Genomic DNA, 19,615 nt, shown 5'->3' on the forward strand with positions numbered 1-19,615 from the left:
GGTGGGGGCCGGCGCGCGGTCCGGCCCGCCGGCCTGCTACTCCGCCGGCCCTTCCGTCGCTCAGCCACCGCTCCTCGCCAGGGTGGCCTTCGGGGTGCCGCCCCGCTCGTCGTCCGAGGTGAAGGAGAGCGAGCCGTCCTTGCCCAGGACGTACGTGACGGTGGAGGTGTTGCCCGTGCACCCCGGTCCCTGTTCGCCGTCGGGGCTCTCGCGCAGGACGAGCTTGTCGCCGGTGGCCGACACCAGCCTCGACGCGGCCCGGCAGCGCAGCAGCACCACGTCATAGGTGGTCCGCACGACGACGTCGCCCTCGTGGCCGGCCTTGATGACGCTGGTCATGGTGCCGTTGGGGATCCCGTTCGCCATGGTGACGGTGCCGCTCCAGGTGCCGAGGAAGCCCTTCGGGACGCCGCCGGTCGCGTCGGTCGGCGCGGGGGACCCGACCGTCGGGTGGTTCCCGGACGGCGGCGTGGCCGCCGAGCCGCCGCCCCCCGGCCCCTTGAGCACGCCGAAGAACACCGCGGTGGTGGTGGCGACCGCCAGCGCGCCGGCCACCGAGAGCACCAGGGTGCAGCTCATCCGCCGGGGCCGCTCCTTGCCGCCCAGCGCGCCGGTGAGCGCGATCCGCCGCTCCTTGGAGCCGGTGACCGGGGACGCCGCGGAGCCGGTCGGCAGGTCGGCGAGGCCGGACGGGGAGGAGAAGGGCGGCGCGGCCGGGGGCGCGGGCGGTGGTGGGGGCGCGTCCGCGGGGTGCGGGGCGCCGGCCGCCGGCCAGGCCGGTGGCGGTGGTCCCGGCGGAGGTCCCTGGAGGGCGCCGGGCGGCGTTCCCTGCGGAGTCCCGGGCGGCGGCGGATCGAACGGGATCAGCCCGGAGGCCGTCCCGGACCCGCCGAGGCCGGAAACGGGGCCGGAAACGGGGCCGGCGAGCGGACCGGACGCCGACCCACCGGATGCCGTTTCCGGCCCCGTCCCCGCACCGGAATCCGCCCCCGCGTCCAGGTCGAGCAGGGCCACCGCCTGGCGGCTGACCTGCTCGACCAGGGGGCCCGGTAGCCAGCCGGCGCGCACCAGTCCGGCCGCGCCCCGGGCGCCGGCGAGTCGGGCCGCGACCGTTTCGGGGGCCGGCCGCCGGACGGCCTCCTTGGCCAGGCAGGCGGCCACCAACTCCCTCAGGTCGCCGACGAGTTCCGGTCCCAGTTCGGGTTCCTCGTGCACCACCTTGTAGAGCAGCGCGGCGGACGAGTCCCCGGAGAACGGGCCGGCCCCGGTGGCCGCGTACGCCAGCACCGCCCCCAGGGAGAAGACGTCGGCGGCGGCCCCGGCCCCCTTGCCGAGGATCTGCTCGGGCGCCATGTAGCCGGGCGAGCCGACGGAGACCCCGGTGGAGGTCAGCGAGGCGGTGCCGTCCGTGGCCCGCGCGATCCCGAAGTCGATCAGCCGGGGCCCGTCCAGGGTCAGCAGCACGTTGGAGGGTTTGACGTCCCGGTGGACCAGGCCCAGCGCGTGCACCGCGCTGAGCGCCTCGGCCAGTCCGGCGCCCAGGGCCCGCACCGCACGGTCGGCGAGCGGGCCGTGGTCGGCGACCGCGCGGGCCAGCGAGGGGCCGGCGACGTAGCCGGTGGCGACCCAGGGCACAGGGGCGTCGGGGTCGGCGTCCAGGACGGGCGCGGTCCAGGCGCCGCCGACCCGGCGCGCCGAGGCGACCTCGCGCCGGAAGCGGGCCCGGAACTGTTCGTCGGCGGCGTACTGGGCGTGCACGGCCTTCACCGCGACGGTCCGTCCGCCGGCGCTGCGCCCCAGGTACACGCGGCCCATACCGCCCGCGCCCAGGCGCCCGAGCAGCCGGTACCCGCCCAAGGCCCGTGGGTCCCCGTCGGCCAGCGGTTCCATGGCGCCTCCCCCTCCAAGACGGCGGCACCAGCTTATGAACCAGGTCATGTCGGATTGCCGAAACCCTCGGGCCCGCTTTCCGCATCAAACAGGGCGCAAGCCGACCATCCGCCCCCGCACCTCCTCGCCCAGGGCTCGTCCATCGGCAGATCGGGAGAACGCCCATGCACCGCACCCCAGGGGACCGTTCCCACACCCCGCACCGGGAGGACAGTCGCGGACGGCGCGGCCTGATACGACGCGGACGCTTCCTCGGACGCGGCCGTTCCGCCCGGCCCGACGGGGCGCGGTGGTCGGCCCGGCGCCCCCGCTGGCGCGCGTCGTTCCTGACCGGTGCGGTGGCCGTGGTCGGCCTCTGCGCCTATCCGACCGTGAAGTACCTCGACGTGCTCAACGACACCGGCGAGCCGATGTCGTTCAGCCGTGCGCTGCCCGACGGGGCGCCGAGTCAGGTGCGGGCGTCGGCGGCGCAGCCGGCGGTCCGGATGCCGAGCGGTCCGCAGGCCGCGTTCCGGACGGCCGCCACCCTCGGCGACGGCACCAAGATCGGCGTCACCACCCTGCACGGCGGCAAGTCCGGCTTCACCGGCAAGGTGTGGGTCTGGGCGCCCAAGGAGTACTACGAGGAGCGCTACCGCACCAGCGCGTTCCCGGTCCTGATCGCCCTGCCGGGCGGTTACGGCCACCCCGCCAACTACTGGGCGGCGACCGGCCACAAGCTCCAGCAGACCGTCACCGACCTGACGGCCCTGGGCCGCAGCCGGCCGTTCCTCGTCGTGATGCCGGTCCTCAACCCCGGCAAGCGCTACTACGACGGCAGCGACATCCCGGGCCAACCGAAGATGGGCACCTGGCTCTCCGACGACGTCCCCGACCTGGTCAAGGCCAACTTCCGGACGTTCACCAGCCGCGACGGCTGGGCGTTCATGGGGTCCTCGTCCGGCGGGTTCGCGGCCCTGAAGCAGGTCCTGCAGCACCCGGACCGGTTCAAGGCGGTGATCGCCAGCGGCCCGGACACCCGCCCCGACTCCCCGCTGTGGCGCGGCCACCGGGCGGAGATGCGGGCCAACGACCCGGAGCTGCTGGCGCGGCGCCTGGCCGCCCGCCCCGGCGCCCCGGACGTCCACGTGCAGTTCCAGGTCGGCACGGAGGAGAGCGGCCGGGCCAACCTGCAACGGTTCGTCGAGCGGTACGCCAAGGGGCCGGTGCACGCCCGGCTGCACGTCATCGAGGGCGGCGGCCACAACGCCCGCAGCTACCTGCGCGGCATGCGGGACGAGAGCCTGGAGGCCATCAGCCGGGTCCTGCTGGGCCCGACGCCGACGCCCACGCCGGCGTCGTAGCCCGCGCGGCCGGACGGGGCGGCATCCGGCCCGGCGGTGCGGCGCGCCCTAGGCGAGGGCGTCGGCGCCCGCCGCGAGCAGTTCCACCTTCACGTCGGCCGGGAACCCGGTGGTCGGGCCCACCCGGCGGGCGAACTCCGTGACCCCGCGCAGTTGGTCCGGCCCGAACCGGAAGTCCAGGGTCGTGAAGTACCGCTCCAGCAGTTCCTCGTCGAAGTGCTCCCATCGGGCCGCCTGCTCGGCGACCTTGCCGACCTCCTCCAGCGAGAGGTCCCGCGAGGCCAGGAACGCCTCGTGCACCTCGTGGACCACCTCCGGCTCGCGCTCCAGGTAGTCGCGCCGGGCCGCCCAGACCGCGAAGACGAACGGCAGCCCCGTCCAGTCCTTCCACATCTGGCCCAGGTCGTGCACCTCCAGGCCGAGCTTGGGGGCGTCGTGCAGGTTGGCGCGGAGCGCGGCGTCGCCGATCAGCACCGCCGCCTCGGCCTCCTGCATCATCAGCCCGAGGTCCGGCGGGCAGGTGAAGTAGTCGGGCTGCACGCCGATCTTCTCGGCGAGCAGCAGCTGCGCCAGCCGCACGGAGGTCCGCGAGGTCGACCCGAGGGCGACCCGGGCGCCGTCCAGCTGGTCCAACGGCTTCTGCGAGACGATCACGCAGGACATGACCGGCCCGTCGCAGCCGACCGCGAGGTCGGGGAAGGCCACGAGGTCGTCGGCGGCCCGGAGGAACTCGACGAGGGTGATCGGCGCGATGTCGAGCTCCCCGCGCACCAGGCGCTCGCTGAGCTTCTCCGGGGTGTCCTTGGTGAGGTCCAGATCGAGGAGGGTGCCCGTGCGGGCCAGGCCCCAGTAAAGGGGCAGGCAGTTCAGGAACTGGATGTGGCCCACTCGCGGCCGGCTGCGACGGTGGTCTGCGTCGGTGCCCGCGGGTGCGTCTCCGAAGGTTGAATTGTCCACATGCGGAGGCTAGACCCGTCGGTTCCGGTACCGGACGGCGGGGCCCCGGTGTTGCCATTCCCACTCAGGGCCAAACGTGATCTTTAGCTCTTCCACCTCCCGAGTGCACCGTGCTAGGCTCAAGCCAAGTTGCAGTTTGGTTTCCCTTGCAGTACAGAGCCTGCGGAGCATGTGACCCGCAGGCTTTTGTAGTTTTCAGACTTCTTTGCAGGTTCTGGAGCAGGGCGACCCTTTGGCCCAAGGAGGGCTTATGGCTACCGGAACCGTCAAGTGGTTCAACGCTGAAAAGGGCTTCGGCTTCATCGCCCAGGACGGCGGCGGCCCGGATGTCTTCGTCCACTACTCCGCGATCAACGCCAGCGGTTTCCGCTCCCTCGAGGAGAACCAGCAGGTCACCTTCGACGTCACCCAGGGCCCGAAGGGTCCGCAGGCGGAGAACGTCAGCCCGGCCTAAGTTACCCGCTCCGGTCTTTCTCATCTGATCGACCAGTAGCACCCAAGGAGCCCCCCTCCACCTTCGGGCGGAGAGCGGGGCTCCTGCCTTTTGTGCAGCCTTTCGTGCGCTCCGGCCGCAGAACGGTTTCCGGCCCGCCCGCATGCCGGAAAAATGAATACCACGTGAATACGTGCCGTGACCCACCGCAGCGCGGCACATGGCGCGGATCGCCCGCCGCCCGGCGCCGCCCTCTCCTCCTGGCAGACCCCCGCCCCGGAGGCCCGCCGACGATCATCACGACCGGATGCGGAACGAGTAATTCCCCCGCGGCGGAACGCCCCCGGAAATATCCCGCCACCGCAGGAACCGGAAGATCCCATTGCGGATTACCGGGAATCGCACGACCCGGGAAATCCTCGCCAATTCCCGTCGCCGCCCGCCGTCACGACCACCGCGCGCGCCCGCGGCACCGCCCTGGCCTGCACACTTCGCCGGCTCGCGGCCCCTCATCCCCTGCCGGCAGGCACACACTCCCCGAATTCGGGCGCCTCCGGAAATACCGGGCCCCGGTCGAACCGGGAAGCCGCACTGGGCGATTGCCGTATCGATGGGCGCGATCACGGAAAGTGGTCACACGGCCACATGACACGTCCTACCGTGGGCAGAATGAGCGAGAGCATGCCCCCGCAGAAGCCGTGTCCGGACTGCGGCGGTGCGGGCACCGTCGAGTGGGAGACCCTCGGCGGCCACAAGGTCACCACGCAGTGCTCCGGCTGCGCCGGCACCGGAACCGTCCTGGCATAGGGGAGGCGGACGCAGACGATGGCGGCCTTCAGCAGCAGCGGCAAGCCGGTCGGCCTGGACGCGCAGTACGTCGGCAGACTCCCGTGCGCCGTCTGCGGGTTGCGGCCGATGAAGTTGCCCGGCCGGGAGGGCGGCGTGTGCATCCCCTGTTTCGCCGAGGAACGGACGGCCGCGGGGCGGCGGGCCGCCTCGGCCGGTGCGTGGGTGGCGGCGAGCTTCGTCGGGGATCCGTGCCTGGCGTGCGGGTCGCGGTCCGTGGACGCCAACGGGTGGGCGTTCTGGTGCAACTCGTGCCAGATGCAGACCGCGGTGGCCCTGCCCCCGCGGTGACGGGGCACCGGCGGCCGGGTCCGTCCGCGCGGGACCGCCGGGCGCGTGGCATGCCGATGGCCCCGTGCCACCTCCCCCACAGAGGTGACACGGGGTTCCAGTTTGACGCGCTGAGGGCCGTGGCTCCAGAGCCGGGCCGCTCCCTTTCGGAAACCCGGCCACTCCCTTTCACTCCCTTTGGTAAAGCTGGGAGATTTCGTGGGAGAAGTCACGGGCCACGGCGGCGCGGCGGAGTTTGAGGGACGGGGTGAGGTGGCCGGTGCGCTCGGAGAACTCGGCCGCGAGGACGGCGAAGCGGCGGATCGACTCGGCGCGGGAGACCAGCTGGTTGGCGTCGTCGACGGCGGTCTGCAGGTCGGCGAGAAGGCGCTCGTCGCGGACGAGTTCGGTGAGCGGCACATCGCGCTTCTTGGTCATCTGACGCCAGTGGGAGAGGCCGTCGGGGTCCAGCGTGAGCAGGGCGGTGACGTAGGGGCGGTCGTCGCCGACGACCATGCACTGGCCGACGAGGGGGTGGGCGCGGAGCCGGTCCTCCAGGGGGGCGGGGGCGACGTTCTTGCCCCCGCTGGTCACGATGATCTCCTTCTTGCGGCCGGTGAGGGTGAGGTAGCCGTCGGCGTCGAGCGCCCCGAGGTCGCCGGTGGCCAACCAGCCGTCGTGGTCGGTGGCCGGCCGGACGGCGTTGCGGGCGCCGTCCCAGTAGCCGGCGAAGACGTGCGGGCCGCGGAGCAGGACCTCGCCGTCGTCGGCGATGCGGACGGCGCTGCCGGGCAGCGGCCAGCCGACCGTGCCGATCCGCGGGCGCAGCGGCGGGGTGAGGGTGCTCGCGGCGGTGGTCTCCGTCAGGCCGTAGCCCTCGAAGACCTCGATGCCGGCGCCGGAGTAGAAGGCGGCGAGGCGGTGGCCCAGGGGCGAGCCGCCGCAGATCGCGTGGCGGACCCGGCCTCCGAGGGCGGCGCGGATCCGGCGGTAGACCAGCGGGTCGTAGAGGGTGCGGGCGGCCTTGAGGGCGACGCCGGGGCCGGGGCCCGTCCCGTGTTCGCGGGCCTCGACGGCCTCCCCGTAGGCGCGGGCGATGCGGGCCGCGCGGTCGAAGGAGGCGGCCCGGCCCGTCTTCTCGGCGGTGGCGCGGCCGGTGTTGAAGACCTTCTCCAGGACGTAGGGGATGGCCAGGAGGAAGGTGGGGCGGAAGGCCGCGAGGTCGGCGAGGAGTTCGTCGGTCTGGATGCTGGCGGCGTGCCCGAGGCGGACCCGGGCGCGCAGGCAGCCGACGGCGACCATGCGGCCGAAGACGTGCGAGAGGGGGAGGAAGAGGAGGGTGGCGGCGGGCTCCTCGCTGACCGACGTGAAGACCGGGTGGAGCAGGGCGATGGCGTTGTCGACCTCGGCGAAGAAGTTGGCGTGGGTGAGGGCGCAGCCCTTGGGGTTGCCGGTGGTGCCGGAGGTGTAGACGAGGGTGGCCAGGACGTGGGGGGTGAGGGTGGCGCGGCGTTCGTCCACGACCTCGTCGGGGAGGTCCCGGCCGGCGTCGACGAGTTGGGCGACGGCGCCGGTGCTGAACTGCCAGAGGTGGTCCAGGGACGGGAGCCGGCCGCGGATCTGGCTGATCAGCCGGGCCTCGTCGACGGCCTCGACGGCGCAGGCGCGGGCCGTCGAGTCGTGCAGGATCCACTGCGCCTGGTGGGCCGAGGAGGTCGGGTAGAGGGGGACGGTGACCAGGCCGGCGGCCCAGGCGGCGAAGTCGAGGAGGGTCCACTCGTAGGTCGTCCGGGCCATGATCGCGAGCCGGTCGCCGGGGCGGAGGCCGTGCGCGATCAGGCCCTTGGCGACGGCACGGACCTCGGCGGCGAACTCGGCGGCGGTGACGTCGCGCCAGGTGCCGTCGGGCTGTTTGCGGGAGAGGACGGCCGCGTCCGGGTCCTCGGCGGCGTTGGCGAAGGGGATGTCGCCCAGCGAGCCGGTGCGGACGGGCGGGGCGAGCGGGGGCACGGTGGCCTCGCGGACGGTGCCGTCGCGCAGCGTCGTGCGGGGCGGGGTGAGGCGCGGGGCGGTAACTGCGCTCGTAACGGGGGCGGTTGGGGGTGCGGTGGGGCGGTTGAACACGAGCGGCTCCTCGGTGTTGCGCGCTGGTGTTGCAGGGGGGAAGGGAGAAGAGGGGAAGGGGGGAAGGGGCGGGTCCGTGGTCGCGTCGCGTCGTCGGCTCGCGCGCCGTGCGGGCGGGAGCGCCCGCGCCGCCGGCGGCTCGCACGCCGTCTCGGTTGTGGCTGCCGGACGGCGGCGGTCCGATGGGGGCGGCGCCGGTGGGGGGCGGCGGCGGTGGGGGCGCGGACGGGGTGGGCCGCGGCAACGGGGTGGCGCGCGGCGACGGCGGCGGAGTGGGCGCGGTCGACCGGAACGCAGTGGATGCAGCAAGGTGCCGGCCCCTCTCGGCGCTGACCCGACGGTAACCTTACTGCGCAGTAAATTTACGCCCGGGGCACGGGGCTGGCCAATGCCCGTGCACGGCAATTCCCGTACGGCCGGGGGACGGTGGCGCGCCGGCCGCCGGTCGGGTCAGGCCGGGGCCCACCGTTCGCCGCGCATGCGGCGGTCGAGGCCGGACCAGGCGAAGTTCATCAGGGTGCCGGCGGCCTCCTCGGCCGTGGGCCGGTCCGGTGCGGGGCCGGCGGTGGACGAAGTGCCGTCGGCGGCCGGGGCGTTGACCCATTCGGCGAGGGATTCGGCGGCGCCGACCAGGGCGTGGGCCTGGCCGGCCACCTCGCGGTCGGCCAGTTCGCCGGCGCAGCCGGCCTCCTTCGCGGCGGCGCCGATCAGGCCGGTGACGAACCGGACGATCTCCGCCCGCATGGCCGCCACTTCGGCGACGAAGGGCTCACCCTGGGCCCGCGCCTGCTGGTGCAGCACCGCCCAGCCGTCGGGGTGCGCGGCGGTGTGGGCGAAGAAGCCGGCCAGGCCGCTCCAGAGCTGGCGGTCGGCGGCGGCGCCCGGTTCGACGGCCGCGGTCACGGCCGCCACCAACGCCGCGGACTCGCGCCGGATGACCGCGCCGAAGAGGTCTTCCTTGGAGTGGAGGTAGAGGTAGACCAGCGGCTTGGAGACGCCGGCGAGTTCGGCGATCTCGTCCATGGAGGCGGCCCGGTACCCGCACCGCGCGAACGTCCGCACCGCGGCGTCCATCATCTGCTGCTCCCGGACCGCCCGCGGCACCCGCTTGCGCTTGGCAGCTCCCACCCTCAAGCCCCTCCATCAGCCCGCCCCTTTGCGGCATTTACCGCAAAGTAAGTTTACGATCTTCGCCCTCCGCGCCCGCTCGCTTGACATGATGTGAGACACAACGAGACGATACGGTTCGTTTCATTGGGAATCGAGGAGGTCCGCGCATGGTGCAGCAACGAGGGACGGCGGTGCACGAGCAGTTCGTCGAGGTCGCCCCGGGAATCCGGCTGTGGACCGAGCAGCGGGGACCCGTCGACGCACCGGCGCTGCTGCTGGTCATGGGCGCGCAGGCCAGCGGCGTCGGCTGGCCGGAGCCGCTGGTGGACGCACTGGCCGCGCACCACCGGGTGATCCGCTACGACCACCGGGACACCGGCCGCTCCACCTGGCCGTTCGAGGACCGTCCGTACCGGGTCACGGACCTGGCCGCCGATGCGGTCGCCGTGCTGGACGGGCTCGGCGTCGAGCGGGCGCACGTGGTCGGACTGTCGCTGGGCGGCATGCTGGTGCAACTGCTCCTCGCCGACCACCCCGACCGGCTGCTCAGCGCCACGCTGATGGGCACCTGCGCCCTCAGCACCGTCCCGTACACCCGGCCCGACGGCTCCACCGTCCCGGTGGACGCGTTGCCGGGCATCGCCCCGGAGGTGCTGGAGATGTGGGCCCGGCCGGTGGTGGACCACGGCGAAGCGGCCGAGATCGAGCGCCGGATCGCGCACTGGCGGGTGCTCGACGGCGGGCGGTTGCCGTTCGACGAGGCGTTCTTCCGCGACCTGGAGCGCCGGGTCGTCGCGCACACCGGCCACCACCGCGTGGGCACCGCCCACGGGCGCGCCGACGACGGCGGGATGCTCCGCACCGAGGAACTGGCGCGCAACGCCGTGCCGACGTTGGTGGTCTGCGCCCCGGCCGAGCCGGTGTTCCCGCCGCCGCACCCGCAGCACCTCGCACAGGCGGTGCGGGGCGCGCGGCTGGTCGAGGTGGAGGGAATGGGGCACGCGCTGCCGCCGGCGGTCCACCGCCCGCTCGCGGCGGCGATCCTGGCGCACACCGGCGCGGTGGCACTCGCCCGTTGACGCGGTGCGCGCCGCCGCGCACGACAGCGCCCCCGCGGCCTCGTACGGGCCGCGGGGGCGTTGCGGGTGCTGCGGGGCGGACCCCGGTGGGTGGCGTCAGGCCGCGGCCGGGGCCGGCTCGCGCTCGGCGGCGGACCCGGTGGCCTCGGCGCCGGCGTCGGTGTCGCCGATGCTGATGCTGGTCGCACGGGCGTAGGCGTCGCGGTCCAGGATCTTCTCGCGGGCCGAGACCAGGATCGGGATGACGGACTGGCCGGCCACGTTGGTGGCGGTCCGCATCATGTCCAGGATCGGGTCGATGGCCATCAGCAGGCCGACGCCCTCCAGGGGCAGGCCCAGCGTGGAGAGGGTCAGGGTCAGCATGACCGTGGCGCCGGTGAGGCCGGCGGTGGCGGCGGAGCCGATGACCGAGACGAAGGCGATCAGGACGTAGTCGGCGATGCTCAGGTGCACGTTGAAGATCTGCGCGATGAAGATCGCGGCGATCGCCGGGTAGATCGAGGCGCAACCGTCCATCTTGGTCGTCGAACCGAACGGCACCGCGAAGGAGGCGTACTCCTTCGGCACGCCGAGGCGCTCGGTGACCTTCTGGGTGACCGGCATGGTGCCCACCGAGGAGCGGGAGACGAACGCCAGCTGGATGGCGGGCCAGGCGCCGCGGAAGAACTGCAGCGGGTTGACCTTGGCGACGGTGGAGAGCAGCAGCGGGTAGACGACGAAGAGGACCAGCGCGCAGCCGACGTAGATGTCGACGGTGAAGGTCGCGTACTTGCCGATGAGGTTCCAGCCGTAGGTGGCGATGGCGTGGCCGATGAGGCCGACGGTGCCGATCGGGGCCAGGCGGATGACCCACCACAGCGCCTTCTGGAGCAGTTCCAGGGTGGCGCGGCTGAGCTTGAGGACCGGCTCGGCCTTCTCGCCGAGCTGGAGTGCGGCGATGCCGGCGACGGCCGCGATGAAGACGATCTGCAGGACGTTGAGCTCGGTGAACGGCGTGATGACGTCGGTGGGGACGATGCCGGTGAGGAAGTCGATCCAGGAGCCGGTGTGCTGGGGGAGCTTGCCGTCCTTGGGAGTCAGTCCGGTGCCCGCGCCGGGGTGCGTCAGCAGGCCGATGGCCAGGCCGATCGCCACCGCGATGAGCGAGGTGACCATGAACCACAGCAGGGTGCGGGTGGCCAGCCGCGCGGCGTTGTTGACCTGCCGCAGGTTGGTGATCGAGACCAGGATCGCGAAGAAGACCAGGGGGGCGACGGCCAGCTTCAGCAGCTGGACGAAGAGGTCGCCGATGTGCTCCAGGGTGGAGCCGAGCCAGCCGATGTCACCGCTCTTGGCGGCCCAGCCGAGCAGCACGCCGAGGACGAGGCCGGCCAGGATCTGCACCCAGAACGGGATCTTGGGTATTCGGGAGGTCTTCGGGGTCTGGGGCGCCCCGGCGGGCGCGGGAGTCTGGGCAGACGTGGACAACGGACACACTCCGGAGACGGGGAAGGCGTGAGGACGCGGGGCGTCGGGAACGGCATGACGTGGCGCCAGGAGGTCCGTACGTACGAGCAGGATCTCCGGCCGCTGGGGGAACGGGTCAGCGGCGGCAACAGGCCGCGGACATACAGCGGCAAAGATCGACGTGCAGGCGCACCACGAGCGGGACGCTCATGGGGTTCGAGGGCGCAGCTGCGGTCTTCATGGCAGGAACGTTAACACTTGAACTTTGAGGAACCCAAAGAAAATCTTTGGGTCGGGAGGGAGCGGGGTCGGGCGCCCCAAAACCGGTGGGAAAACGCAAATCGGCGCCCGGTGCGGGGAGTTGGGACTCCGCGCACCGGGCGCCGGGCGGACGTGGGGACCGGACCGCGCGTCGACGTGACGCGTCTTACAGTCCGGCGGGGGGGACGGACGGGGCCTACAGCCCGTCCTCCATGCGCTGGTTGGCCGCGAGACGCTCCTTCTGGCGGTCCACCTTGGCCACGATCTGTTCGGACATCGCGTCCCGCTGCTTGCGCAGCAGCACGAAGCTGAGCGGCGCGGAGATCACGATGGCGAGGAGGAGCAGCCAGACGGTGTTGGAGCTGCCGACGCCGAGCGGAATGATCCGGAAGTACGCCAGCACCCACACCACGGCGAAGCTGGCAACGAACAGGCCGATGCGAAGGGCGGTGTAGCGGAGCGTGGCGAACTTGGGGCTACTCACGGTCGGGACCTTCTTCTCAACGGCAACCGAAAGGGTCTCCGTCCAGTCAAGCACAGGACGCTGGGCGATCTTCCGGGCCCCCGGCCGAGGGCGCTTCAGGCCAGGTCCAGCCACATGGTGATGTCGTCGCGGAAGTCGCCGTCGGCGAGCTTGATGGCGCGGGGGGCGCGGCCGATCTCCTTGTAGCCGCAGGACTCGTAGAAGCGGCGCAGGCCGGTGCCGCCGCGGCAGGTCAGGCGCAGGCCGATGATGTCGTCGATGCCGCGGGCCGCGTCGGCGACCGCGGCCATCAGGGCGCGGCCGACACCCCGGCCCTGGAGGTCCGGGTGGACCATCACGGTGTAGACCCACAGCCAGTGGGTGGACATCCGGTGCCAGTTGAGCGTGAGGAACGCGGTGGCCACGACCCGGCCGGCGGCGTCCCGACCGATGAGCAGGCGCTCGCGGCCCTCGGTGAGGGCCACGAGGTGGCGGACGAGGTCGGGGCGGACGTCTTCGGGGGTCACCGGCGGGACCAGGCCGACCGCACCGCCCGCGTTGGCGACGTCCGCCCACAGTGCGCGGATCCCGTCGCGGACTTCCGGGGTGACGGCAGGGTCCAGCTCGAAGCGCACGCTCATGGAGCGGACCCTACCGGGGCCCCGCGGGGCCGGGGGTGGTGTCAGAGCCGCATCGGCTGCGGGGACTCGCGGCGCTCGGCGTCCGGGCCGGGGTACTCGCGGATGGTCTCGTAGCGGGTGTTGCGCTCGACGGGCCGGAAGCCGGCGTCGCGGATCAGCTCCAGCAGGTCGTCGCGGGTGAGCTTGTTCGGCGTGCCGTAGTTGTCCGCGTCGTGCGTGATCTTGTACTCGACGACCGAGCCGTCCATGTCGTCCGCGCCGTGCTGGAGCGCGAGCTGGGCGGTCTGCACGCCGTGCATCACCCAGAAGACCTTGACGTGCGGGACGTTGTCGAAGAGCAGCCGGGAGACCGCGAAGGTCTTCAGGGCCTCGGCACCGCTGGCCATCGTGGTCCGCGCCTGGAGCTTGTTGCGGACCTTGCCGTCCTTCATGTCCACGAAGTCGTGCTGGTAGCGCAGCGGGATGAAGACCTGGAAACCGCCGGTCTCGTCCTGGAGTTCACGCAGCCGCAGGACGTGGTCGACGCGGTGGCGGGGCTCCTCGATGTGCCCGTAGAGCATGGTGGCGGGGGTCTTGAGGCCCTTTGCGTGGGCGAGGCGGTGGATCCGCGACCAGTCCTCCCAGTGGGTGGCGTGGTCGACGATGTGCTGCCGGACCTCCCAGTCGAAGATCTCGGCGCCGCCGCCGGTCAGCGACTCCAGGCCGGCGTCGATCAGCTCGTCGAGGATCTCCGAGGCGGACAGCCCGGAGATGGTCTCGAAGTGGTGGATCTCGGTGGCGGTGAACGCCTTGAGCGAGACGTGCGGCAGCGCGTTCTTCAGCTCCCGCAGCGAGCGCGGGTAGTAGCGCCACGGCAGGGTCGGGTGCAGGCCGTTGACGATGTGCAGCTCGGTGAGGTTCTCGTTCTCCATCGCCTTGGCGAGGCGGACGGCCTCCTCGATGCGCATCGTGTACGCGTCCTTCTCGCCCGGCTTGCGCTGGAACGAGCAGTACGCGCAGGACGCGGTGCACACGTTGGTCATGTTGAGGTGACGGTTGACGTTGAAGTGGACGACGTCGCCGTTCTTGCGGGTCCGCACCTCGTGGGCGAGACCCCCCAGCCAGGCCAGGTCGTCGGACTCGTAGAGGGCGATTCCGTCCTCGCGGGTCAGCCGTTCGCCGGCGCGGACCTTGGCCTCCAGCTCGCGCTTGAGGCCGGCATCCATCGACGCAGCCATCGGGTCGCCTCCCACCATCTCTGTCTGTCACCGGCCGTTTCACGTGAAACGCTGGCCGTTTCCTACGAAAAACGGGCTTCGCCGAGCCTACTCCCCCGGTTCCACGGCGGGCGGCGACCCCTGGAAAGTGCCCCGGCGGCGCCGCCCGCCCCGGTGAGCGCCCGACTCAGTCGACCTCTTCGGGGAGTTCGCCGACGCGGTTCTCCCACTTGGTGGAGAGCACGATCGTGGTCCGCGTCCGGGAGACGCCCTTGGTGCCGGACAGCCGCCGGATGGTGCGCTCCAGCCCGTCGACGTCGCCGACCCGCACCTTGAGCATGTAGGAGTCGTCGCCGGCGATGAACCAGCAGTCCTCGATCTCTTCGAGGTCCTTGAGCCGGCGGGCGACGTCCTCGTGGTCGGCGGCGTCCGACAGGGAGATGCCGACCAGTGCGGTGACGCCGAGTCCGAGCGAGGCGGCGTCGACCGTCGCACGGTATCCGGTGATCACTCCGGCCGCTTCGAGGCGGTTGATCCGGTCCGTGACGCTGGGACCGGAGAGGCCGACGAGCCGGCCGAGCTCCGCGTAGGAGGCCCTGCCGTTCTCACGAAGTGCCTGGATGAGCTGCCTATCCACCGCGTCCATGCCCTCAAGCCTTCCAATCTTTCCGCTTTTCTGCGTTCTGCATGTAGAATCTAAGGCATACAGGGCCCGAGCCCTGTGATTCATTTAGAATGATCAAGGACGATCTTTCAACAGGAGTTGTCACCGTGTACTCGATCGAGATGGCCTACGCCCGCATGCGTGAGCTGCAGGACCAGGCCAATCGTTCCCGTGCCGCCCAGCAGCCCGCGACCCCGCGGGCACGACGCCGCCTGGGCCGCGCCACCACCAAGAAGCGCTAACGAGCCTTCGGGGCCTCCCCCTTGGAGCCGCCCCCCAGCTCCCCTTCCCACCGCCGGTACAGCCCGTGCGGCACCTGAGCCGCATCGAGCACCCGGCCCGCGACGAAGTCCACCAGATCCTGGATGTGCGTCGCACCCGCGTAGAACGCCGGAGAGGCGGGCAGCACCACGGCGCCCGCCTCGTCCAGCGCCACCAGATGCTTCAGCGTCTGCCCGTTCAGCGGGGTCTCCCGCACCGCGACGACCAGCGGCCGCCGCTCCTTGAGCGTCACGCTCGCCACCCGCTGCAACAGGTCCTTCGACAGTCCCAGCGCCACGCCGGCCACACACGCCGTGCTCGCCGGGACGATCACCATCCCCTTCGCCGGATACGACCCCGACGACGGCCCCGCGGCCAGATCGCCGGCCGGCCAGTAGCGGACCCCCGCCAACTCCTCCTCGGTCACGGGGAAGGCGTCCGGCTTGCCGTCCGCGCCGCGCGCCAGCCACTCCCGCAGGTCGCTGCGCCAGTGCGCGTCCCGGAAGGCGATCCGGGTCTCGTCCATCAAGGTCAGTCGCGACGCCCGGCTGACGACGAGGTCTACCGCCTCCCCGGCCGCGAGCAACCCGCGCAGCACGGAGGCGGCGTACGGCGTCCCGGACGCGCCGGAGACCCCGACGACCCACGGCCGGCGGCCCGGGTCCGGCTCGGCGCTGTCGTGCGCGGCGCTGGCGTTCTTGCTGGTGTCGTTGTGCGGCGGCTCCACGGATCGAGCCTATCCGGCGGAACCGTCGGGGCCGTCACGACCGTTACTACCTGTGCGCCGGCAGGACGCCGGGGAGCCGACCGCAGACGCCGACGACGAGGGGGCCGACGATGACGCCGCGCACCGCACGGGCCAGACCCGCGCTCCTGCTGATGCTGGGCTGGGTGGCGCTGCTGTGGGTCCTGGAGGGCGTGGACGCCCTCAGCGGCAACGCCCTCGACGCCTTCGGCATCCAGCCCCGCGATCCGGCCGAGCTGGTCGACGTGGTCCCCGCCGCCTTCCTCCACTTCGGCTTCGACCATCTGGCCGCCAACACCCTGCCGTTGCTGGTGCTGGGCTTCGTCGCCGCACTGCGCAGCGGCATCCGGCGGTTCCTGGCCGCGGCCCTGCTGATCATCGTCGTCAGCGGGCTCGGCGTGTGGCTGACCGCCGCGCAGCACAGCAACACCGCGGGCGCCTCCGGCGTGGTCTTCGGGCTCTTCGGGTACCTGCTGGTCCGCGGCTTCATCGAACGCAAGGTGCTGGACATCGGGATCGGGGTGGGCGTCGCCGTGGTCTACGGCTCGATCCTGTGGGGCGCGCTGCCCACCACCAGCGGGATCAGCTGGCAGGGCCACCTGTTCGGGCTGGTCGGCGGGGTGCTGGCGGCGGTCGTCCTGCGCGAGCGGGGGCGGGCGGCACAGCCGACGGGCGTCGTTGTCGGACCCCTCTCGTAGTCTCGACGTACAAGGCTCGAAGGCGGCCGGGAGCCGGCATCGGCACTGCTCCACACCGTCCGCGGCGGCCCGGCGAGCCGACGGCACCAGCACTTCGGGGGGAATGCAGCATGTCCGACCACCACCAGCCGGGGTACGGCCCGCCCGGGGGCTGGCAGCAACAGCCCCCGCCCGGCGGGTACGGCCAGCCGGGCGCGCCCGGCTACGGCTACCCCACCGGCCCCGGGTACGGCGCCCCGCTTCCCCGGCCCTCGACGAGCCCGGCGATGTGGGCACACCTCGGGGCGCTGCTGACCATCTCCGCCGGCTCGATCTTCTGCGGCCTGGGCGGGTTCCTCGGCTGGATCGTCCCGCTGTCGATCCGCAGCAACGCCCGTCACAAGCACGATCCGTACGTCCGCCATCACGCCACCCAGGCGCTGAACTTCGGCATCACCCAGGCCGTCGTCGCGACGCTCGGCGTGCTGCTCTACTTCGGCAGCGCGATCACCTTCGCCGCGGCCGACGGCAGCGGGAGCAGCGACGCTCCGCCGGGGCTGGCCGTGCCACTGGTGACAATCATGGTGATCATGGCGGCCTACGCCGTGTCCGGGCTGGTCTGCGCCATCATCGGCACCATCAAGGCCAGCAAGGGCGAGCCGTGGAGCTACCCCCGACTGATCGCCTGGCCGCTCCACAAGGGCTGACCGGCCGGGCGTCAGGGCGACGGGGCGTCAGGGCGTCAGGCCGCGGACGAACAGGTCGAGCAGCGCGCAGACGAACAGCGCGATCCCGATGAAGCTGTTGACCTGGAAGAACGCCCGGTTGAGCCGCGAGGTGTCGTGCGGGCGCACGATCGCGTGCTCGTAGCAGAACGCCACCGCCACGATCACCAGACCGATCCAGAAGAAGACCCCGGCGCCGATCGCGACGCCGTACCACGCCAGCAGCGCGGTGGTGGCGACGTGGCACCAGCGGGCGCCCCAGAGCGCCCCCGGCACGCCGAAGCGGGCCGGTACGGACAGCACGCCGTTGCGGCGGTCCGCCTCGACGTCCTGGCAGGCATAGATCAGGTCGAAGCCGCCGATCCAGATGCCGACCGCGAGACCGAGGATCACCGACTCCCACGACCACGAACCGGTGACCGCGAGCCAGGCGCCGACCGGGGCGATCGCCTGGGCCAGGCCCAGGATCGCGTGCGGGAAGTTGGTGAAGCGCTTCCCGTACGGATAGACGACCATCGGGACCACCGCGACCGGCGCCAGCGCCAGGCACAGCGGGTTGAGCAGCGCGGCCGCGCCCAGGAAGACCACCACCGCGACCAGCGCACCGGTCCAGGCGGAGCGCACCGACACCGCGCCGGTGACCAGTTCGCGCCCGGCCGTGCGCGGGTTACGGGCGTCGATCTCCCGGTCGATGATGCGGTTGGCGGCCATCGCGAAGGTGCGCAGGCCGACCATGGCGACGGTGACGAGCAGCAGCCGGACCCAGTGGACGTTCCGGTCGAGCTGGTGCATCGCGGTGAAGGCCGCGATGTAGGCGAAGGGCAGCGCGAAGACCGAGTGCTCGATGACGACGAGCCGCAGGAAGGCCCGCGTCCTGCCCGGCTGCGGTACCGCGGCGGCGGATGCACTCATGCGGGAACCTCACTGCGCTCGGCCCGGCACGCGCACGGCACGCACCTGTTGATCGTCGGTACGCCAGGCTCGCTCACAGCCCGTACTCCTTCCAGCGGCGGTCGACCAGCGCCGCGGTCTTCGGGTCCGACTCGACCATGTCCGGCCAGCCGCCGTCGCGGGTGTAGCCCTCCTCGGGCCACTTCCTGGTGGCGTCGATGCCCGCCTTGCCACCCCAGAACTGCTGGTAGGAGGCGTGGTCGAGGTGGTCGACGGGGCCCTCGACGACGGTCAGGTCGCGGGCGTAGTCGGTGTTGCCCAGCGCCCGCCAGGAGACCTCGTGGAGGTCGTGCACGTCGCAGTCCGCGTCGACCACGACGATCAGCTTGGTCAGCGACATCATGTGGGCGCCCCAGATGGCGTGCATGACCTTCTGGGCGTGCTTGGGGTACTTCTTGTCGATCGAGACGATCGCACAGTTGTGGAAGCCACCGGACTCGGGCAGGTGGTAGTCCACGATGTCCGGCACGATGATCTTCAGGAGCGGGAGGAAGAACCGCTCGGTGGCCCGGCCCAGCGGCCCGTCCTCGGTCGGCGGGCGGCCCACGACGATCGACTGGAGCAGCGGGCGCTTCCGCATCGTCACGCAGTCGATCTTCAGCGCCGGGAAGGGCTCCTGCGGCGTGTAGAAGCCGGTGTGATCGCCGAACGGGCCCTCCGGCAGCATCTCGCCGGGCTCCAGCCAGCCCTCGATGACGACCTCGGCGTGCGCCGGGACCTGGAGCGGGACGGTCTTGCAGTCCACCATCTCGACCCGCTTGCCCTGGAGGAAGCCGGCGAAGAGGTACTCGTCGATGTCGCCGGGCAGCGGTGCGGTCGAGGCGTACGTCACCGCCGGCGGGCAGCCGAAGGCGATGGCGACCGGCAGCCGCTCACCGCGCTTGGCGGCGACCTGGTAGTGGTTGCGGCTGTCCTTGTGGATCTGCCAGTGCATCCCGATGGTGCGCTTGTCGTGGCGCTGGAGGCGGTAGAGGCCGAGGTTGCGGACGCCGGTCTCGGGGTGCTTGGTGTGGGTCAGACCGAGGTTGAAGAAGGACCCGCCGTCCTTGGGCCAGGTGAACAGCGCCGGCAGCTTCTCCAGGTCGACGTCGTCGCCGGTGAGCACGACCTCCTGGACGGGCGCGTCGCCCTTGAGCTTCTTCGGTGGGACGTGCGTCATGTTGGCGAGCTTGCCGAACGCCTCGCGCACGCCCACGAAGCCGTGCGGCAGCTCGGGCTTGAGCAGCCCGCCGATCTTCTCGCTGATCTCCCCGTACGACGTGAGGCCGAGGGCCTTCAGCAGGCGGCGGTCGGTGCCGTAGACGTTCATCGCCAGCGGCATCGACGAGCCCTTGACGTTCTCGAAGAGCAGCGCCGGCCCGCCGGCCTTCTGCACCCGGTCCACGATCTCGCCGACCTCCAGGTACGGGTCGACCTCGGCCTTGATGCGCGTCAGGTCGCCCTCGCGCTCCAGGGCCCGCAGCAGGGAGCGAAGATCGTCGTAAGCCATGCGCTCCAGTATCCGGTACGCACTACCCTGTACGGGTCACGGGG

20 protein-coding genes are annotated in these 19,615 nt (G+C 72.0%); 8 read left to right on the top strand and 12 right to left on the bottom strand.

Annotated features, from left to right (window positions below):
* Positions 1–60 precede the first annotated feature (60 nt).
* On the bottom strand, positions 61–1,890 hold the full coding sequence (locus ACJ6WD_RS21100) for a serine/threonine-protein kinase (protein WP_331249384.1): 1,830 nt from the start codon (positions 1,888–1,890) through the stop codon (positions 61–63).
* 164 nt (positions 1,891–2,054) lie between these two features.
* Here ACJ6WD_RS21100 and ACJ6WD_RS21105 point away from each other — a divergent pair, with 164 nt between their 5' ends.
* The gene (locus ACJ6WD_RS21105) at positions 2,055–3,233 is read left to right on the top strand and encodes an alpha/beta hydrolase (protein WP_407616322.1); all 1,179 of its coding nucleotides are present in this window, start codon (positions 2,055–2,057) and stop codon (positions 3,231–3,233) included.
* A gap of 48 nt (positions 3,234–3,281) precedes the next feature.
* Here the strand turns inward: ACJ6WD_RS21105 and ACJ6WD_RS21110 are convergent, their stop codons facing one another.
* Complete coding sequence (locus ACJ6WD_RS21110) at positions 3,282–4,190, bottom strand: menaquinone biosynthetic enzyme MqnA/MqnD family protein (protein ID WP_233661119.1); 909 nt, start codon at positions 4,188–4,190, stop codon at positions 3,282–3,284.
* Positions 4,191–4,440: 250 nt separating this feature from the next.
* Between ACJ6WD_RS21110 and ACJ6WD_RS21115 the strand changes: the two genes are divergently transcribed.
* The 3 genes from ACJ6WD_RS21115 to ACJ6WD_RS21125 all read left to right on the top strand — a co-directional run bounded on the left by ACJ6WD_RS21115 (position 4,441) and on the right by ACJ6WD_RS21125 (position 5,760).
* A complete protein-coding gene (locus tag ACJ6WD_RS21115) occupies positions 4,441–4,644 on the top strand; it encodes a cold-shock protein (protein ID WP_016574426.1) in 204 nt (67 codons plus the stop codon).
* 648 nt (positions 4,645–5,292) lie between these two features.
* Positions 5,293–5,430 carry a hypothetical protein gene (locus ACJ6WD_RS21120; protein ID WP_407616323.1) on the top strand — a complete coding sequence of 46 codons (138 nt, stop codon included), beginning with the start codon at positions 5,293–5,295 and terminating at the stop codon, positions 5,428–5,430.
* Positions 5,431–5,448: 18 nt separating this feature from the next.
* On the top strand, positions 5,449–5,760 hold the full coding sequence (locus tag ACJ6WD_RS21125) for a hypothetical protein (protein ID WP_016574424.1): 312 nt from the start codon (positions 5,449–5,451) through the stop codon (positions 5,758–5,760).
* Positions 5,761–5,928: 168 nt separating this feature from the next.
* Here ACJ6WD_RS21125 and ACJ6WD_RS21130 read toward each other — a convergent pair whose 3' ends face one another.
* Positions 5,929–7,863 (bottom strand): long-chain fatty acid--CoA ligase, encoded by a 1,935-nt coding sequence (locus ACJ6WD_RS21130; protein ID WP_374206887.1) that lies wholly within the window; start codon positions 7,861–7,863, stop codon positions 5,929–5,931.
* Between the two features lie 450 nt (positions 7,864–8,313).
* On the bottom strand, positions 8,314–8,991 hold the full coding sequence (locus ACJ6WD_RS21135; protein WP_407616324.1) for a TetR/AcrR family transcriptional regulator: 678 nt from the start codon (positions 8,989–8,991) through the stop codon (positions 8,314–8,316).
* Between the two features lie 149 nt (positions 8,992–9,140).
* On the opposite strand from ACJ6WD_RS21135, the gene ACJ6WD_RS21140 reads away from it, so the two are divergent.
* On the top strand, positions 9,141–10,052 hold the full coding sequence (locus ACJ6WD_RS21140) for an alpha/beta fold hydrolase (protein WP_407616325.1): 912 nt from the start codon (positions 9,141–9,143) through the stop codon (positions 10,050–10,052).
* Positions 10,053–10,148: 96 nt separating this feature from the next.
* Here ACJ6WD_RS21140 and ACJ6WD_RS21145 read toward each other — a convergent pair whose 3' ends face one another.
* From ACJ6WD_RS21145 to ACJ6WD_RS21165, 5 genes are all read right to left on the bottom strand, one after another.
* Positions 10,149–11,519: a dicarboxylate/amino acid:cation symporter gene (locus ACJ6WD_RS21145; RefSeq protein WP_233661121.1), complete on the bottom strand. Its 1,371-nt coding sequence runs from the start codon at positions 11,517–11,519 to the stop codon at positions 10,149–10,151.
* A 436-nt stretch (positions 11,520–11,955) separates the two neighbouring features.
* Positions 11,956–12,243 (bottom strand): DUF4229 domain-containing protein, encoded by a 288-nt coding sequence (locus ACJ6WD_RS21150; protein ID WP_016578589.1) that lies wholly within the window; start codon positions 12,241–12,243, stop codon positions 11,956–11,958.
* Between the two features lie 95 nt (positions 12,244–12,338).
* The gene (locus ACJ6WD_RS21155) at positions 12,339–12,863 is read right to left on the bottom strand and encodes a GNAT family N-acetyltransferase (RefSeq protein ID WP_016578588.1); all 525 of its coding nucleotides are present in this window, start codon (positions 12,861–12,863) and stop codon (positions 12,339–12,341) included.
* A gap of 41 nt (positions 12,864–12,904) precedes the next feature.
* Complete coding sequence (mqnE, locus tag ACJ6WD_RS21160; RefSeq protein WP_016578587.1) at positions 12,905–14,068, bottom strand: aminofutalosine synthase MqnE; 1,164 nt, start codon at positions 14,066–14,068, stop codon at positions 12,905–12,907.
* A 178-nt stretch (positions 14,069–14,246) separates the two neighbouring features.
* Complete coding sequence (locus ACJ6WD_RS21165) at positions 14,247–14,705, bottom strand: Lrp/AsnC family transcriptional regulator (RefSeq protein ID WP_016578586.1); 459 nt, start codon at positions 14,703–14,705, stop codon at positions 14,247–14,249.
* Between the two features lie 125 nt (positions 14,706–14,830).
* On the opposite strand from ACJ6WD_RS21165, the gene ACJ6WD_RS21170 reads away from it, so the two are divergent.
* Positions 14,831–14,965 carry a hypothetical protein gene (locus ACJ6WD_RS21170; protein WP_016578585.1) on the top strand — a complete coding sequence of 45 codons (135 nt, stop codon included), beginning with the start codon at positions 14,831–14,833 and terminating at the stop codon, positions 14,963–14,965.
* Here ACJ6WD_RS21170 and ACJ6WD_RS21175 read toward each other — a convergent pair.
* Entirely contained in the window at positions 14,962–15,711 is a 750-nt protein-coding gene (locus ACJ6WD_RS21175) for a UbiX family flavin prenyltransferase (protein ID WP_020930670.1), read from the bottom strand. The two genes, ACJ6WD_RS21170 and ACJ6WD_RS21175, sit on opposite strands and share 4 nt — an antisense overlap.
* Before the next feature lie 110 nt (positions 15,712–15,821).
* Here ACJ6WD_RS21175 and ACJ6WD_RS21180 point away from each other — a divergent pair, with 110 nt between their 5' ends.
* Together ACJ6WD_RS21180 and ACJ6WD_RS21185 are read left to right on the top strand one after the other, a co-directional pair.
* Complete coding sequence (locus ACJ6WD_RS21180) at positions 15,822–16,427, top strand: rhomboid family intramembrane serine protease (RefSeq protein ID WP_376444068.1); 606 nt, start codon at positions 15,822–15,824, stop codon at positions 16,425–16,427.
* Between the two features lie 110 nt (positions 16,428–16,537).
* Entirely contained in the window at positions 16,538–17,113 is a 576-nt protein-coding gene (locus ACJ6WD_RS21185) for a DUF4870 domain-containing protein (protein ID WP_233661124.1), read from the top strand.
* A gap of 27 nt (positions 17,114–17,140) precedes the next feature.
* Here ACJ6WD_RS21185 and mqnP read toward each other — a convergent pair whose 3' ends face one another.
* Together mqnP and ACJ6WD_RS21195 are read right to left on the bottom strand one after the other, a co-directional pair.
* Positions 17,141–18,043 carry a menaquinone biosynthesis prenyltransferase MqnP gene (gene mqnP, locus ACJ6WD_RS21190; protein WP_233661125.1) on the bottom strand — a complete coding sequence of 301 codons (903 nt, stop codon included), beginning with the start codon at positions 18,041–18,043 and terminating at the stop codon, positions 17,141–17,143.
* 73 nt (positions 18,044–18,116) lie between these two features.
* The gene (locus ACJ6WD_RS21195; RefSeq protein ID WP_233661126.1) at positions 18,117–19,571 is read right to left on the bottom strand and encodes a menaquinone biosynthesis decarboxylase; all 1,455 of its coding nucleotides are present in this window, start codon (positions 19,569–19,571) and stop codon (positions 18,117–18,119) included.
* Positions 19,572–19,615 lie beyond the last annotated feature (44 nt).

Source organism: Streptomyces sp. VTCC 41912, assembly GCF_045799175.1.
GTDB lineage: Bacteria > Actinomycetota > Actinomycetes > Streptomycetales > Streptomycetaceae > Streptomyces > Streptomyces albulus_C.

Coding starts and splice junctions, on each gene's coding strand:
- ACJ6WD_RS21100 (WP_331249384.1), bottom strand. CDS start 1,890: ATGGAACCGCTGGCCGACGGGGACCCACGGGCCTTGGGCGGGTACCGG.
- ACJ6WD_RS21105 (WP_407616322.1), top strand. CDS start 2,055: ATGCACCGCACCCCAGGGGACCGTTCCCACACCCCGCACCGGGAGGAC.
- ACJ6WD_RS21115 (WP_016574426.1), top strand. CDS start 4,441: ATGGCTACCGGAACCGTCAAGTGGTTCAACGCTGAAAAGGGCTTCGGC.
- ACJ6WD_RS21120 (WP_407616323.1), top strand. CDS start 5,293: ATGAGCGAGAGCATGCCCCCGCAGAAGCCGTGTCCGGACTGCGGCGGT.
- ACJ6WD_RS21125 (WP_016574424.1), top strand. CDS start 5,449: ATGGCGGCCTTCAGCAGCAGCGGCAAGCCGGTCGGCCTGGACGCGCAG.
- ACJ6WD_RS21140 (WP_407616325.1), top strand. CDS start 9,141: ATGGTGCAGCAACGAGGGACGGCGGTGCACGAGCAGTTCGTCGAGGTC.
- ACJ6WD_RS21155 (WP_016578588.1), bottom strand. CDS start 12,863: ATGAGCGTGCGCTTCGAGCTGGACCCTGCCGTCACCCCGGAAGTCCGC.
- mqnE (WP_016578587.1), bottom strand. CDS start 14,068: ATGGATGCCGGCCTCAAGCGCGAGCTGGAGGCCAAGGTCCGCGCCGGC.
- ACJ6WD_RS21165 (WP_016578586.1), bottom strand. CDS start 14,705: ATGGACGCGGTGGATAGGCAGCTCATCCAGGCACTTCGTGAGAACGGC.
- ACJ6WD_RS21180 (WP_376444068.1), top strand. CDS start 15,822: ATGACGCCGCGCACCGCACGGGCCAGACCCGCGCTCCTGCTGATGCTG.
- ACJ6WD_RS21185 (WP_233661124.1), top strand. CDS start 16,538: ATGTCCGACCACCACCAGCCGGGGTACGGCCCGCCCGGGGGCTGGCAG.
- mqnP (WP_233661125.1), bottom strand. CDS start 18,043: ATGAGTGCATCCGCCGCCGCGGTACCGCAGCCGGGCAGGACGCGGGCC.
- ACJ6WD_RS21195 (WP_233661126.1), bottom strand. CDS start 19,571: ATGGCTTACGACGATCTTCGCTCCCTGCTGCGGGCCCTGGAGCGCGAG.